Origin of the sequence: Pseudomonas sp. RU47, assembly GCF_004011755.1 — a bacterium.
In the GTDB taxonomy this organism is placed as follows: domain Bacteria; phylum Pseudomonadota; class Gammaproteobacteria; order Pseudomonadales; family Pseudomonadaceae; genus Aquipseudomonas.
The window spans coordinates 118,339-134,163 of sequence record NZ_CP022411.1; the positions used below are offsets into that span (position 1 = coordinate 118,339).

Annotated in this window: 8 protein-coding genes, 2 tRNA genes and 4 rRNA genes; 8 read left to right on the forward strand and 6 right to left on the reverse strand. The window is 55.5% G+C overall.

The genetic code is table 11. The features are described 5' to 3' along the window. Window positions 1-8: 8 nt before the first annotated feature. From CCX46_RS00595 to CCX46_RS00615, 5 genes are all read right to left on the reverse strand, one after another. Window positions 9-1,502 carry an acetyl-CoA hydrolase/transferase family protein gene (locus CCX46_RS00595; protein WP_127925349.1) on the reverse strand — a complete coding sequence of 498 codons (1,494 nt, stop codon included), beginning with the start codon at window positions 1,500-1,502 and terminating at the stop codon, window positions 9-11. Window positions 1,503-1,716: 214 nt separating this feature from the next. Beyond that, a complete protein-coding gene (locus tag CCX46_RS00600) occupies window positions 1,717-3,150 on the reverse strand; it encodes an NAD(P)(+) transhydrogenase (Re/Si-specific) subunit beta (protein ID WP_007911651.1) in 1,434 nt (477 codons plus the stop codon). Continuing rightward, a complete protein-coding gene (locus CCX46_RS00605; protein ID WP_003187417.1) occupies window positions 3,150-3,470 on the reverse strand; it encodes an NAD(P) transhydrogenase subunit alpha in 321 nt (106 codons plus the stop codon). The genes CCX46_RS00600 and CCX46_RS00605 overlap by 1 nt, the downstream gene beginning before the upstream one ends. A gap of 15 nt (window positions 3,471-3,485) precedes the next feature. Next, complete coding sequence (locus CCX46_RS00610; RefSeq protein ID WP_007911649.1) at window positions 3,486-4,607, reverse strand: Re/Si-specific NAD(P)(+) transhydrogenase subunit alpha; 1,122 nt, start codon at window positions 4,605-4,607, stop codon at window positions 3,486-3,488. 434 nt (window positions 4,608-5,041) lie between these two features. Beyond that, on the reverse strand, window positions 5,042-5,941 hold the full coding sequence (locus CCX46_RS00615; RefSeq protein ID WP_127925350.1) for a LysR family transcriptional regulator: 900 nt from the start codon (window positions 5,939-5,941) through the stop codon (window positions 5,042-5,044). Window positions 5,942-6,099: 158 nt separating this feature from the next. Here CCX46_RS00615 and CCX46_RS00620 point away from each other — a divergent pair, with 158 nt between their 5' ends. The 8 genes from CCX46_RS00620 to rrf (CCX46_RS00660) all read left to right on the forward strand — a co-directional run bounded on the left by CCX46_RS00620 (window position 6,100) and on the right by rrf (CCX46_RS00660) (window position 14,546). Further along, window positions 6,100-7,281: an acyl-CoA dehydrogenase gene (locus CCX46_RS00620; protein WP_007953903.1), complete on the forward strand. Its 1,182-nt coding sequence runs from the start codon at window positions 6,100-6,102 to the stop codon at window positions 7,279-7,281. 13 nt (window positions 7,282-7,294) lie between these two features. Further along, window positions 7,295-8,515, forward strand: coding sequence for a CaiB/BaiF CoA transferase family protein (locus tag CCX46_RS00625; RefSeq protein ID WP_127925351.1), 1,221 nt, complete (start codon window positions 7,295-7,297; stop codon window positions 8,513-8,515). A gap of 577 nt (window positions 8,516-9,092) precedes the next feature. Next, window positions 9,093-10,629: ribosomal RNA gene (locus tag CCX46_RS00635) — 16S ribosomal RNA — on the forward strand. Window positions 10,630-10,752: 123 nt separating this feature from the next. After that, window positions 10,753-10,829, forward strand: a tRNA-Ile gene (locus CCX46_RS00640). Between the two features lie 10 nt (window positions 10,830-10,839). Next, a tRNA-Ala gene (locus tag CCX46_RS00645) sits at window positions 10,840-10,915 on the forward strand. A gap of 234 nt (window positions 10,916-11,149) precedes the next feature. Continuing rightward, window positions 11,150-14,043: ribosomal RNA gene (locus CCX46_RS00650) — 23S ribosomal RNA — on the forward strand. Between the two features lie 164 nt (window positions 14,044-14,207). Next, window positions 14,208-14,323, forward strand: a 5S ribosomal RNA gene (gene rrf / locus CCX46_RS00655). Window positions 14,324-14,430: 107 nt separating this feature from the next. Continuing rightward, window positions 14,431-14,546 (forward strand): 5S ribosomal RNA (gene rrf / locus CCX46_RS00660). Together the 16S, 23S and 5S rRNA genes with 2 tRNA genes alongside form the textbook arrangement of a ribosomal RNA operon. A 72-nt stretch (window positions 14,547-14,618) precedes the next feature. Here the strand turns inward: rrf (CCX46_RS00660) and CCX46_RS00665 are convergent. After that, window positions 14,619-15,797: a PepSY-associated TM helix domain-containing protein gene (locus CCX46_RS00665; protein WP_127925352.1), complete on the reverse strand. Its 1,179-nt coding sequence runs from the start codon at window positions 15,795-15,797 to the stop codon at window positions 14,619-14,621. Window positions 15,798-15,825: the final 28 nt, after the last annotated feature.

Sequence of the window (15,825 nt, forward strand, 5' to 3'; positions counted from 1 at the left end):
TGTGTGAATTACACCGCCAGCATGCGCCCGGTTTCTTCCAGGTTCATGTGCCAGCTCAACGCTTCACGCAGGATGTGCGGGGTGTGGCCACCGATGGCACAGGCTGCCGTGAAGTAATCGTTCAACGCCTGACGGTAGTCCGGGTGCACACAGTTATCGATGATGACCCGCGCGCGCTCCCGTGGCGCCAGGCCGCGCAAGTCGGCCAGACCCACTTCGGTCACCAGAATGTCGACGTCATGCTCGGTGTGGTCTACGTGGCTGACCATCGGCACTACGCTGGAAATCGCGCCACCCTTGGCGATCGACTTGGTCACGAACACCGCCAGATGCGCATTGCGCGCGAAATCGCCAGAACCGCCGATGCCATTCATCATCCGCGTGCCACAGACGTGCGTGGAGTTGACGTTGCCGTAGATGTCGAACTCCAGCGCCGTGTTGATGCCGATGATGCCCAAGCGACGAACCACTTCCGGGTGGTTGGAGATCTCCTGCGGACGCAGTACCAGTTTGTCCTTGTACTTCTCCAGATTGCCGAACACGTCACTGTTGCGGCGCTCCGACAAGGTGATCGAGCTGCCCGAAGCAAAACTCAGCTTGCCGGCGTCGATCAGGTCGAAGGTCGAGTCCTGCAGTACTTCCGAGTACATGGTCAGGTCTTCGAACGGCGAATCGATCAGGCCGCACATCACCGCGTTGGCAATGTTGCCGATCCCCGCCTGCAACGGGCCGAGCTTGTTGGTCATGCGCCCAGCGTCGACTTCCTGCTTGAAGAAGGTGATCAGGTGCTCGGCGATGGTGTTGGTATCGACGTCCGGTGTTGACACGGTGGACGGCGAATCCGCCTGCTGGGTGATGACGATGGCGACGATCTTCTCCGGCGGAATCGGAATCGCCGTGCTGCCGATGCGGTCGTCGACTTTTACCAGCGGAATCGGCGTGCGCGTCGGGCGGTAAGTCGGGATATAGATGTCGTGCAGGCCTTCGAGGTTGGCGTTGTGCGCCAGATTGATCTCGACGATCACCTGTTTGGCGAAAATCGCGAAGCTCGCCGAGTTGCCTACCGAGGTGGTCGGCACGATGTGGCCCTGTTCGGTGATGGCCACCGCTTCGATGACCGCGATGTCCGGCAGCTTCAGTTGCTGGTTGCGCAGTTGTTCAACGGTTTCCGACAGGTGCTGGTCGATGAACATCACCTGGCCGGCATTGATTGCCTTGCGCAAGGTGCTGTCGACCTGGAACGGCATGCGGCGCGACAGTACGCCGGCTTCGGTCAGTTGCTTGTCGAGGTCGTTGCCCAGGCTGGCGCCGGTCATCAGGCTGATCTTCAGCGGCGTGACCTTGGCGCGCTCGGCCAGTGCGTGAGGAACGGCTTTGGCTTCGCCGGCACGGGTGAAACCGCTCATGCCGACGGTCATGCCGTCCTCAATCAGAGCGGCTGCGTCGGCGGCGCTCATCACTTTATCCAACAACGAAGGCAGACGAATACGGTCACGGTACATGGATTATTATCTCGGGAAGCGAGTAGCAGGATGCGCAGTCTAGTGAATTTGACGGGCGCCTGTCCCGCTACCAAGGTCGCAAACGAGGCGTCTATTTAGCGGGTTTCAAGTAAAACACCGTTACTGGATCTGCAACAACGCGGCAAATTGTCCGACGTTTTGCGCAAACAAAAACGCCCCGACGAGTCGGGGCGTTCGGTATTGCAGCGGGGAATTACTCGACCGCTTTGACCATGTCTTCGATGACTTTCTTCGCGTCGCCGAAGACCATCATGGTCTTGTCCAGATAGAACAGCTCGTTGTCCAGACCGGCATAGCCGCTGGCCATCGAGCGTTTGTTAACGATGATGGTTTTGGCCTTGAACGCTTCGAGAATAGGCATGCCGGCAATCGGCGATTTCGGATCGTTCTTCGCGGCCGGGTTGACCACGTCGTTCGCGCCGAGCACCAACACCACGTCGGCCTGGCCGAACTCGGAGTTGATGTCTTCCATCTCGAACACCTGATCGTAAGGCACTTCGGCCTCGGCGAGCAGAACGTTCATGTGCCCCGGCATACGGCCGGCAACCGGGTGGATCGCATACTTCACGGTCACGCCACGGTGGGTCAGCTTCTCGGTCAATTCCTTCAGCGCGTGCTGTGCACGTGCAACCGCCAAGCCGTAGCCCGGGACGATGATCACGGTGTCGGCGTTGGTCAGCAGGAAGGTTGCGTCGTCAGCCGAACCGGATTTCACCGGACGTGCTTCTTTCGCACCGGCAGGACCTGCATCGGCCGTATTGCCGAAACCACCGAGCAGTACATTAAAGAAGGAACGGTTCATCGCCTTGCACATGATGTACGAGAGGATCGCACCGCTCGAACCCACCAGGGAACCGGCAATGATCAGCATCGAGTTGTTCAGCGAGAAACCGATACCTGCCGCCGCCCAGCCGGAATAGCTGTTGAGCATCGACACCACCACCGGCATGTCTGCACCGCCAATCGGGATGATGATCAGCACACCCATCACGAACGCCAGCGCCAGCATCAGCGCGAACGCAGTGAGGTTGCCGGTGAACATGAAGGTCAGGCCGAGAGCCAGCGTCGCCAGACCCAGCACTGCGTTGAGCTTGTGCTGCCCGGCGAACTGTACCGGTGCGCCCTGGAACAGGCGGAACTTGTACTTGCCCGATAGCTTGCCGAACGCAATCACCGAACCGGAGAAGGTGATTGCACCGATGGCCGCGCCGAGGAACAGCTCCAGACGGTTGCCCGCCGGAATCGAGTCGCCCAGCTGTTTAACGATACCCAGCGATTGCGGCTCAACCACCGCGGCGATGGCAATGAACACTGCGGCGAGGCCGATCATGCTGTGCATGAAAGCGACCAGTTCCGGCATCTTGGTCATTTCAACGCGCTTGGCCATGATCGAACCAGCGGTGCCGCCGACCAGCAGGCCAACGATGACGTAACCGATACCGGCAGTCGCCAGTTCAGCACCGAGCTTATAGATGAGGCCAACGGTAGTCAGAATGGCCAAGGCCATGCCGAGCATGCCGAACAGGTTGCCGCGCCGCGATGTAGTCGGGTGCGACAGGCCTTTGAGGGCCTGGATAAAGCAGATCGACGCGATCAGGTAGAGCGTCGTGACGAGATTCATGCTCATTACTTCGGCGCCTCTTCTTTTACTTTCGGGGCTTTCTTCTTGAACATCTCAAGCATGCGGCGGGTGACCAGGAAGCCACCGAACACGTTGACCGCCGCCAGTGCCACCGCGAGGGTACCCATGGTTTTGCCCAGCGGCGTGACAGTCAGTGCAGCAGCGAGCATGGCGCCGACGATCACGATCGCCGAAATGGCGTTGGTGACCGCCATCAATGGCGTGTGCAGCGCAGGTGTAACGTTCCAGACCACGTGGTAACCGACATAAATCGCCAGCACGAAGATGATCAGGTTGTAGATACCGGGGGAGATAAGCTCTTCCATCGTCTGAATCCCTGCTTAGGCGTTTTTGCGGATGACTTGGCCGTCGCGGCACATCAGGCACGCGGCGACGATGTCGTCTTCGAGGTTGACGTCGAACTGGCCTTCTTTGGTGAAGACCAGCTTGAGGAAGTCCAGCAGGTTGCGCGCGTACAGTGCCGAGGCGTCTGCAGCGACTTCACCGGCCAGATTGGTTGGGCCGCAAATGGTCACGCCATTTTCGACCACGACCTGATCGGCCACGGTCAACGGGCAGTTGCCGCCCTGAGCCGCCGCGAGATCGATGACCACCGAACCCGGTTTCATCTGCGCCACGGTTTCCGCGCTCAACAGCGTCGGCGCCTTGCGGCCCGGAATCAGTGCGGTGGTGATGACGATATCAGCCTGCTTGGCGCGCTCGTGCACAGCCTGCGCCTGACGCTGCATCCAGCTCGCCGGCATTGGCCGGGCGTAACCGCCGACACCGACGGCGCATTCGCGCTCTTCATCGGTCTCGTAAGGCACGTCGACGAACTTCGCACCGAGGGATTCGATCTGCTCTTTTACCGCCGGACGCACGTCTGACGCTTCGATCACCGCACCCAGACGTTTCGCCGTGGCGATCGCCTGCAACCCGGCCACACCGGCGCCGAGAATCAGCACACGCGCCGCTTTCACGGTACCCGCGGCGGTCATCAGCATCGGCATGAAGCGTGGATAGTGATGAGCGGCCAGCAACACAGCCTTATAGCCGGCAATGTTCGCCTGCGACGACAACACATCGAGACTCTGCGCGCGCGAGGTGCGCGGCGCCGCTTCGAGGGCGAACGCGGTAATCCCGCACTCGGCCATCTTCGCAATGGTTTCGTTGTTGAACGGGTTGAGCATGCCCACTAGCACCGTGCCGCGCTTGATCAGCGTCAGCTCGGCATCGCTTGGGGCGACCACTTTGAGAATCAGCTCGGCGCCAAACGCGTCATTGGCACTGCCAATGGTTGCGCCTGCCGCTTCATAGGCACTGTCGACAACACTGGCTTTAACGCCGGCGCCGGTTTGCACAGTGACCTTATGACCTTGGCTGATCAGCTTTTTAATGGTTTCCGGGGTTGCAGCAACCCGTGTTTCACCGGTCTGGGTTTCGAGAGGAACACCAATGTGCACGTCAAATCTCCTGCGTGATCTTATTGAGTAAACCCATGCACTACGGATGGTGCGACTGGGGCGGCCGATCAGCACGATCCCGCCAAATCAGGGCGGGGCGCGGCATTTTGCAGGCGAACTTTATGCCCTTCAAGGGATTATGACGGGTGACGGAAAATTAACTACAAGTCATGCCGTGACCGAATGTCGCAGATGGCTAGCTGAATCCCTTGCAGGCCGTGCCTTGCAAGGATTCTGGCTGAATATTGAAAAATTTCTCATCGGTGGCGTGAATAGGCAGTAATGAGTCGCCGATGAAGGCTCAAAGCCACGTCGTCAGGCGCTTGTGGGACGTCTGTACGACTTTCGGATACAGTCGGTTAAATTGCGACAAATACTTATATCTGTAGGGCTTTTATTTTCCTGACTACGGGGTTAGTTATCGCTGCAAGCCTTTATCCTTCTAGGCTGTAGCTCTGTGCCTGAGTTACCAGCCAGTCACGAAATGCCTTTAATGACGCTGACTCGACCTTTCGCTCAGGAATCATCAGGTAATAGGCCTTGATGCTAGAGAGTGCCTGCGGGTTGGCAATCACCAAGCGCCTCTCGGCCAGTTCACGCTGGATCAGGAACGGCGGAATCAGCGCAATGCCCATGTCGTGCATGGCGGCCTGAGCGAGCATGGAGAATAGCTCGTAGCGCGGACCTGTCATGTCGCGGGGGATATTCAGGTGTTGTGAGTTGAACCACTGACGCCAGGCATAGGGGCGGGTGGTCTGCTGCAATAACGGTAGCTCGGCGATTGCCTCGGCTGTCAGATGCGTCTTGTCACCGAGTAGGGCAGGGCTGCACACAGGCATCGGATTCTCGCCCATCAGTCTGTGGGATTCGGTACCGGACCAGTCGGCATCGCCGAAGTAGATCGCGGCATCGAATTCGGTATCGGCAAACAGGAAAGGTCGGGTGCGGTTGGTCAGGTTGACCGTGACTTCCGGGTGCTTGAGCTGGAAATCCTTAAGGCGCGGCAGAAGCCATTGGGTGCCGAAGGTTGGCACTACCGCCAATTCGATCACGTTGGTGCCTTGCTGGCCCATCACTGAGAGGGTGTCGCGCTCAACCGCATCGAGTTGCGTGGCGACCCGGCGACTGTAGGAAAGTCCTGCCTCGGTCAGTTTCACCCCGCGTCGCGAGCGTCGGAACAGTTCCACGCTGAGGAACTCCTCAAGGCTGGCGATCTGTCGGCAAATGGCGCCTTGGGTGAGGGAAAGTTCTTCAGCGGCTCGGGTAAAGCTCTCGTGCCGTGCTGCGGCTTCGAAACTGATCAGGGCCGTGGTGCTGGGAATCTTCCTGCGCATGTACGTCAACCTCACTAATGCGCCGCATAAAAGGCATTTCGCGACGTTTCGGAGTGAGAAATTAGCACAACAGAATGCGAAATCCTCGTTTGCCGCGACGGCGAACCGCGCCTAGGATCAATGCCACGTTAATTCACCCGATTTGCGAGGACACACTCATGGGCGGTAAAGCTAGCTTCAACTGGATCGATCCCCTGCTGCTGGATCAACAGCTCACCGAAGAAGAGCGCATGATCCGCGACACCGCCGAGCAGTTCGCTCAACAGAGCCTCGCACCGCGTGTTCTCGAAGCTTTCCGTCATGAGAAGACTGACCCGGCGATCTTCCGCGAAATGGGCGAAGTCGGCCTGCTGGGCGCGACCATCCCCGAGCAGTACGGTGGCAGCGGCCTCAACTATGTCAGCTACGGGCTGATTGCTCGCGAAGTGGAGCGTGTCGACTCTGGCTACCGCTCGATGATGAGCGTGCAGTCGTCGCTGGTAATGGTGCCGATCAACGAATTCGGCACTGAAGCGCAGAAACAGAAGTACTTGCCGAAGCTGGCTTCCGGCGAGTGGATCGGTTGCTTCGGCCTGACCGAGCCAAACCACGGTTCTGACCCGGGCGCGATGATCACCCGGGCGCGCAAAGTAGACGGCGGCTATAGCCTGACCGGCGCGAAGATGTGGATTACCAACAGCCCGATCGCCGATGTGTTCGTGGTTTGGGCCAAAGACGATGCTGGCGATATCCGTGGTTTCGTCCTGGAAAAAGGCTGGAAAGGCCTGAGCGCTCCGGCGATTCACGGCAAGGTCGGCCTGCGTGCGTCGATCACTGGTGAGATCGTCATGGACAACGTGTTCGTGCCGGAAGAGAACATCTTCCCGGACGTGCGTGGCTTGAAAGGCCCGTTCACCTGCCTTAACTCCGCACGTTACGGCATCTCCTGGGGCGCACTGGGTGCTGCCGAGTTCTGCTGGCACACCGCGCGTCAGTACACGCTGGATCGCCAGCAGTTCGGTCGTCCATTGGCAGCCACTCAGCTGATCCAGAAGAAGCTGGCTGACATGCAGACCGAGATCACGTTGGCCCTTCAGGGCTGCCTGCGTCTGGGCCGTATGAAGGACGAAGGTACTGCGGCGGTCGAGATTACTTCGATCATGAAGCGCAACTCCTGCGGCAAGTCGCTGGACATCGCCCGTATGGCTCGCGACATGCTCGGTGGTAACGGTATCTCCGATGAATTCGGCGTGGCCCGTCATCTGGTCAACCTGGAAGTGGTGAATACCTATGAAGGTACCCACGACGTCCACGCGCTGATCCTTGGCCGTGCGCAAACCGGTCTGCAGGCGTTCTATTAATAGGAGAGCGACCATGGGCGCGCTGTCGCATCTGCGGGTACTGGATTTATCGCGCGTGTTGGCCGGGCCGTGGGCCGGGCAGATCCTCGCCGACCTTGGCGCTGAGGTGATCAAGGTCGAGCGCCCGGGCAATGGTGACGACACTCGCGCCTGGGGGCCGCCCTTCCTTAAAGACGCTTATGGCGAGAATACGTCAGAAGCGGCCTATTACCTGTCGGCCAACCGCAATAAACAATCGGTGACCATCGACTTCACGCGTCCTGAAGGGCAGGGGCTGGTGCGGGAGCTGGCGGCGAAGTCGGACATCCTTATAGAGAATTTCAAGGTCGGCGGTCTGGCGGCTTATGGGCTGGACTATGAATCGTTGAAGGCGATCAATCCGAATCTGATCTATTGCTCGATTACCGGTTTCGGTCAGACCGGGCCGTATGCCAAGCGTGCCGGCTATGACTTCATGATTCAGGGGCTGGGCGGGCTGATGAGCCTGACCGGTCGTCCCGAGGGTGATGAAGGTGCCGGGCCGGTGAAGGTGGGTGTGGCGTTGACGGATATTCTCACTGGTCTGTATTCGACGGTGGCGATTCTCGCAGCTCTGGCTCATCGCGATCACGACGGTGGTGGTCAGCACATCGATATGGCTTTGCTGGATGTGCAGGTTGCGTGTCTTGCTAACCAAGCGATGAATTATCTGACCACGGGTAATGCGCCTAAGCGTCTGGGTAATGCGCATCCGAACATCGTGCCTTATCAGGACTTTCCTACGGCCGATGGGGATTTCATTCTTACTGTGGGTAATGACGGGCAGTTCCGCAAGTTTGCTGAGGTGGCAGGGCAGCCGCAGTGGGCGGACGATCCGCGCTTTACTACTAATAAGCTGCGGGTGGCCAATCGGGCGGTGTTGATTCCGCTGATTCGTCAGGCGACGGTGTTCAAGACAACTGGCGAATGGGTCGCTGAACTGGAGCAAGCGGGTGTCCCTTGTGGGCCGATCAACGATCTGTCGCAGGTGTTTGAGGATCCGCAGGTAAAAGCGCGCGGCCTGGCGATAGAGCTGCCGCATGCGTTGGCTGGGATGGTGCCCCAAGTGGCTAGCCCGATTCGCCTGTCGCAGACACCGGTTGAATATCGCCGGGCGCCTCCTTTATTGGGTGAGCATACGCTGGAGGTTTTGCAGAGTGTGCTGGGCTTAGGCGCGGGAGCGGTGGCTGAGTTGAAGGCGGCTGGGGTTCTCTGACGATCCCTTCTATATAGGAGGGATCGCTATATAGTGGAATTCTTGGTTGTTTTTTAACCAATCTGCAAGTGATTGAAAGAAAAGCGAAATTAACGGTTGACGGCAGATTTGAGATGTCTATAATTCGCCCCACTTCCGGCGCAGTCGAAACGGAAAACTCCTTGAGATTCAATGAGTTATGTAGGTTTCGGCAGCAGGTTGCTTCAGTTCATCGAAGCCAGAAGGAAGTTGAAAAAGAGGTGTTGACAGCAGCGTGTAACGCTGTAGAATTCGCCTCCCGCTGACGAGAGATCGGAAGCGCAAGTGGTTGAAGTTGTTGAAGAATTCTTCGAAAACTTCTGAAAATAATCACTTGACAGCAAATGAGGCTGCTGTAGAATGCGCGCCTCGGTTGAGACGAAAGATCTTAACCAACCGCTCTTTAACAACTGAATCAAGCAATTCGTGTGGGTGCTTGTGGGGTGAGACTGATAGTCAACAAGATTATCAGCATCACAAGTTACTCCGCGAGAAATCAAAGATGTAACCAACGATTGCTGAGCCAAGTTTAGGGTTTCTTAAAAACCCAAAGATGTTTGAACTGAAGAGTTTGATCATGGCTCAGATTGAACGCTGGCGGCAGGCCTAACACATGCAAGTCGAGCGGATGAGAGGAGCTTGCTCCTGGATTCAGCGGCGGACGGGTGAGTAATGCCTAGGAATCTGCCTGGTAGTGGGGGACAACGTTTCGAAAGGAACGCTAATACCGCATACGTCCTACGGGAGAAAGCAGGGGACCTTCGGGCCTTGCGCTATCAGATGAGCCTAGATCGGATTAGCTAGTTGGTGAGGTAATGGCTCACCAAGGCGACGATCCGTAACTGGTCTGAGAGGATGATCAGTCACACTGGAACTGAGACACGGTCCAGACTCCTACGGGAGGCAGCAGTGGGGAATATTGGACAATGGGCGAAAGCCTGATCCAGCCATGCCGCGTGTGTGAAGAAGGTCTTCGGATTGTAAAGCACTTTAAGTTGGGAGGAAGGGTTGTAGATTAATACTCTGCAATTTTGACGTTACCGACAGAATAAGCACCGGCTAACTCTGTGCCAGCAGCCGCGGTAATACAGAGGGTGCAAGCGTTAATCGGAATTACTGGGCGTAAAGCGCGCGTAGGTGGTTCGTTAAGTTGGATGTGAAATCCCCGGGCTCAACCTGGGAACTGCATTCAAAACTGTCGAGCTAGAGTATGGTAGAGGGTGGTGGAATTTCCTGTGTAGCGGTGAAATGCGTAGATATAGGAAGGAACACCAGTGGCGAAGGCGACCACCTGGACTGATACTGACACTGAGGTGCGAAAGCGTGGGGAGCAAACAGGATTAGATACCCTGGTAGTCCACGCCGTAAACGATGTCAACTAGCCGTTGGGAGCCTTGAGCTCTTAGTGGCGCAGCTAACGCATTAAGTTGACCGCCTGGGGAGTACGGCCGCAAGGTTAAAACTCAAATGAATTGACGGGGGCCCGCACAAGCGGTGGAGCATGTGGTTTAATTCGAAGCAACGCGAAGAACCTTACCAGGCCTTGACATCCAATGAACTTTCCAGAGATGGATTGGTGCCTTCGGGAACATTGAGACAGGTGCTGCATGGCTGTCGTCAGCTCGTGTCGTGAGATGTTGGGTTAAGTCCCGTAACGAGCGCAACCCTTGTCCTTAGTTACCAGCACGTTATGGTGGGCACTCTAAGGAGACTGCCGGTGACAAACCGGAGGAAGGTGGGGATGACGTCAAGTCATCATGGCCCTTACGGCCTGGGCTACACACGTGCTACAATGGTCGGTACAAAGGGTTGCCAAGCCGCGAGGTGGAGCTAATCCCATAAAACCGATCGTAGTCCGGATCGCAGTCTGCAACTCGACTGCGTGAAGTCGGAATCGCTAGTAATCGTGAATCAGAATGTCACGGTGAATACGTTCCCGGGCCTTGTACACACCGCCCGTCACACCATGGGAGTGGGTTGCACCAGAAGTAGCTAGTCTAACCTTCGGGAGGACGGTTACCACGGTGTGATTCATGACTGGGGTGAAGTCGTAACAAGGTAGCCGTAGGGGAACCTGCGGCTGGATCACCTCCTTAATCGACGACATCAGCTGCTCCATAAGTTCCCACACGAATTGCTTGATTCATTGAAGAAGACGATAGAAGCAGCTTTAAGCTCCAAGCTGATAGCTCCAAGCTAACAGTTACGCGCTCGAAATTGGGTCTGTAGCTCAGTTGGTTAGAGCGCACCCCTGATAAGGGTGAGGTCGGCAGTTCGAATCTGCCCAGACCCACCAATTTTGTTATGGGGCCATAGCTCAGCTGGGAGAGCGCCTGCCTTGCACGCAGGAGGTCAACGGTTCGATCCCGTTTGGCTCCACCATATAACTGCTTCTGAAAGCTTAGAAATGAGTATTCCATTGAGAATATTGATTTCTAGTCTTTTGATTAGATCGTTCTTTAAAAATTTGGGTATGTGATAGAAAGATAGACTGAACGTTACTTTCACTGGTAACGGATCAGGCTAAGGTAAAATTTGTGAGTTCTCTTAGTTGAGAAATTCGAATTTTCGGCGAATGTCGTCTTCACAGTATAACCAGATTGCTTGGGGTTATATGGTCAAGTGAAGAAGCGCATACGGTGGATGCCTTGGCAGTCAGAGGCGATGAAAGACGTGGTAGCCTGCGAAAAGCTTCGGGGAGTCGGCAAACAGACTTTGATCCGGAGATGTCTGAATGGGGGAACCCAGCCATCATAAGATGGTTATCTTGTACTGAATACATAGGTGCAAGAGGCGAACCAGGGGAACTGAAACATCTAAGTACCCTGAGGAAAAGAAATCAACCGAGATTCCCTTAGTAGTGGCGAGCGAACGGGGACTAGCCCTTAAGTGGCTTTGAGATTAGCGGAACGCTCTGGAAAGTGCGGCCATAGTGGGTGATAGCCCTGTACGCGAAAATCTCTTGGTCATGAAATCGAGTAGGACGGAGCACGAGAAACTTTGTCTGAATATGGGGGGACCATCCTCCAAGGCTAAATACTACTGACTGACCGATAGTGAACTAGTACCGTGAGGGAAAGGCGAAAAGAACCCCGGAGAGGGGAGTGAAATAGATCCTGAAACCGTATGCGTACAAGCAGTGGGAGCAGACTTTGTTCTGTGACTGCGTACCTTTTGTATAATGGGTCAGCGACTTATTTTCAGTGGCGAGCTTAACCGAATAGGGGAGGCGTAGCGAAAGCGAGTCTTAATAGGGCGTCTAGTCGCTGGGAATAGACCCGAAACCGGGCGATCTATCCATGGGCAGGTTGAAGGTTGGGTAACACTAACTGGAGGACCGAACCGACTACCGTTGAAAAGTTAGCGGATGACCTGTGGATCGGAGTGAAAGGCTAATCAAGCTCGGAGATAGCTGGTTCTCCTCGAAAGCTATTTAGGTAGCGCCTCATGTATCACTGTAGGGGGTAGAGCACTGTTTCGGCTAGGGGGTCATCCCGACTTACCAAACCGATGCAAACTCCGAATACCTACAAGTGCCGAGCATGGGAGACACACGGCGGGTGCTAACGTCCGTCGTGAAAAGGGAAACAACCCAGACCGTCAGCTAAGGTCCCAAAGTTATGGTTAAGTGGGAAACGATGTGGGAAGGCTTAGACAGCTAGGAGGTTGGCTTAGAAGCAGCCACCCTTTAAAGAAAGCGTAATAGCTCACTAGTCGAGTCGGCCTGCGCGGAAGATGTAACGGGGCTCAAACCATACACCGAAGCTACGGGTATCACCTTCGGGTGATGCGGTAGAGGAGCGTTCTGTAAGCCTGTGAAGGTGAGTTGAGAAGCTTGCTGGAGGTATCAGAAGTGCGAATGCTGACATGAGTAACGACAATGGGTGTGAAAAACACCCACGCCGAAAGACCAAGGTTTCCTGCGCAACGTTAATCGACGCAGGGTTAGTCGGTCCCTAAGGCGAGGCTGAAAAGCGTAGTCGATGGAAAACAGGTTAATATTCCTGTACTTCTGGTTATTGCGATGGAGGGACGGAGAAGGCTAGGCCAGCTTGGCGTTGGTTGTCCAAGTTTAAGGTGGTAGGCTGAGATCTTAGGTAAATCCGGGATCTTAAGGCCGAGAGCTGATGACGAGTGTTCTTTTAGAACACGAAGTGGTTGATGCCATGCTTCCAAGAAAAGCTTCTAAGCTTCAGGTAACCAGGAACCGTACCCCAAACCGACACAGGTGGTTGGGTAGAGAATACCAAGGCGCTTGAGAGAACTCGGGTGAAGGAACTAGGCAAAATGGCACCGTAACTTCGGGAGAAGGTGCGCCGGTGAGGGTGAAGGACTTGCTCCGTAAGCTCATGCCGGTCGAAGATACCAGGCCGCTGCGACTGTTTATTAAAAACACAGCACTCTGCAAACACGAAAGTGGACGTATAGGGTGTGACGCCTGCCCGGTGCCGGAAGGTTAATTGATGGGGTTAGCTAACGCGAAGCTCTTGATCGAAGCCCCGGTAAACGGCGGCCGTAACTATAACGGTCCTAAGGTAGCGAAATTCCTTGTCGGGTAAGTTCCGACCTGCACGAATGGCGTAACGATGGCGGCGCTGTCTCCACCCGAGACTCAGTGAAATTGAAATCGCTGTGAAGATGCAGTGTATCCGCGGCTAGACGGAAAGACCCCGTGAACCTTTACTATAGCTTTGCACTGGACTTTGAATTTGCTTGTGTAGGATAGGTGGGAGGCTTTGAAGCGTGGACGCCAGTTCGCGTGGAGCCATCCTTGAAATACCACCCTGGCAACTTTGAGGTTCTAACTCAGGTCCGTTATCCGGATCGAGGACAGTGTATGGTGGGTAGTTTGACTGGGGCGGTCTCCTCCTAAAGAGTAACGGAGGAGTACGAAGGTGCGCTCAGACCGGTCGGAAATCGGTCGTAGAGTATAAAGGCAAAAGCGCGCTTGACTGCGAGACAGACACGTCGAGCAGGTACGAAAGTAGGTCTTAGTGATCCGGTGGTTCTGTATGGAAGGGCCATCGCTCAACGGATAAAAGGTACTCCGGGGATAACAGGCTGATACCGCCCAAGAGTTCATATCGACGGCGGTGTTTGGCACCTCGATGTCGGCTCATCACATCCTGGGGCTGAAGCCGGTCCCAAGGGTATGGCTGTTCGCCATTTAAAGTGGTACGCGAGCTGGGTTTAGAACGTCGTGAGACAGTTCGGTCCCTATCTGCCGTGGACGTTTGAGATTTGAGAGGGGCTGCTCCTAGTACGAGAGGACCGGAGTGGACGAACCTCTGGTGTTCCGGTTGTCACGCCAGTGGCATTGCCGGGTAGCTATGTTCGGGAAAGATAACCGCTGAAAGCATCTAAGCGGGAAACTTGCCTCAAGATGAGATCTCACTGGAACCTTGAGTTCCCTGAAGGGCCGTCGAAGACTACGACGTTGATAGGTTGGGTGTGTAAGCGCTGTGAGGCGTTGAGCTAACCAATACTAATTGCCCGTGAGGCTTGACCATATAACACCCAAGCAATTTGCGTCGAAAGGCCAAGTTGCGGTGTGTGAAGACGAAACGAACCGAAAGTTCGACTGCACTTAAAAAAGCAGCACAAACACCGAAAGCTGTCACATACCCAATTTGCTGAAGCGAGGCCACAAGGCCACGACTCAGTACCCGAATTTCTTGACGACCATAGAGCGTTGGAACCACCTGATCCCATCCCGAACTCAGCAGTGAAACGATGCATCGCCGATGGTAGTGTGGGGTTTCCCCATGTGAGAGTAGGTCATCGTCAAGATTAAATTCCAAAACCCCTGTCTGCTAACGCAGTCAGGGGTTTTGTTTTAGTAGAAACATCCGTTTTTGCTGGCTTGTTACCGTGTTGACGGGCCAGATACAGAATTTCTTGACGACCATAGAGCGTTGGAACCACCTGATCCCATCCCGAACTCAGCAGTGAAACGATGCATCGCCGATGGTAGTGTGGGGTTTCCCCATGTGAGAGTAGGTCATCGTCAAGATTGAATTCCGAAACCCCTGTCTGCTTACGCAGACAGGGGTTTTGTCATTTCAGGGCCAGGCAACATCAGCGATCAAACCGCTTTGCGTGCCTTGCTGATACGTCGAGCCTGCCATTTACGCCACCAGATGTAGACGCCAGTCCCTGACAACCCTGCAATCAACAGACCTAACACCGCGATCATGACTTGCCCTGTAACGCCAATGATCCGCCCACCATGTATCGGCAATTGCAGCCGATAAAACTGCTCTCCCAACGTTCCCTGCCCTGCAATCTCCTGGCCTAACAAGCGCCCGTCCGTACCATGAAAGAACAACCAGGATTTGCCATGAGCTTCTGTGTCGTGCTGTCCAAATCCTGCGCCGTAAAAGTTGTATTCAAAGCTGTAATACAACTCTCCGATCGCCGCTGTCAGCCCTAGCCTTTTCCCCTCCTGTAATGCCCTCTCGTATGCCTGTTGATAACTCAATCGCGTCACCCCCAGGTCTGCGGGAGGCATTCGTCCTCGTGCCTCATAGACGCTCGGTTCAATCGGCGAAAACAACGAAACCGCTGGTTTGAATACCTGACTCGGCAAGTTCATGGCGACGCTGCTGACCGCGATCGGCAGCAGCAACAACCATAGCCATAAACCCCCGGCGCGATGCAGGTCGAAATTCAGCCGATAGGCATGGCCGCCCTTCACTTTCCAGGCAGTTGACCACTTCTTCCAGAACGGCTTTCCACGCGGCAATGTCAGCCAAAGCGCAATGAAACAATCGATCACCCAGGCAATCGCAACCAAGCCCATCAACAACAATCCCCAGTTCCCCGGCAGCGTCAGGTTGTAATGAAACTCCAAAATGAACGGGACAAAACTCTCCCGCTGAAAACAGCACTCACCCCAGTAGCGCTGGCCCTTTTGCTCAGCATTTACCGGATCCAGATAGAACACCTGATTACGCTCAGCAAATGGTTTGCCGGTCGCCGGATCATTACGCGCGACCGCAGCGAGCAACGCCGTATGCCCCGACTCATCCGGATACTCCATGTACCAGACCTGCAACTGCGGATGCGCAGCCTGCACGGCATCAACCAAATCACCGGGTGGCAGCCGCTCGCCTACGGCAGACGCCGCATAAAATTCCGGGTTCAACCATTCATCCAATTCATGATTGAACGCCAGAATGCTCCCGGTAATACCTGCCAGCAGCAAAAACACTGCCGTGGCCAAGCCGATATAACGGTGCAACAACACCAAAAACGCACGCATGAGAATTTCCCCACAGAAACGACAAAGC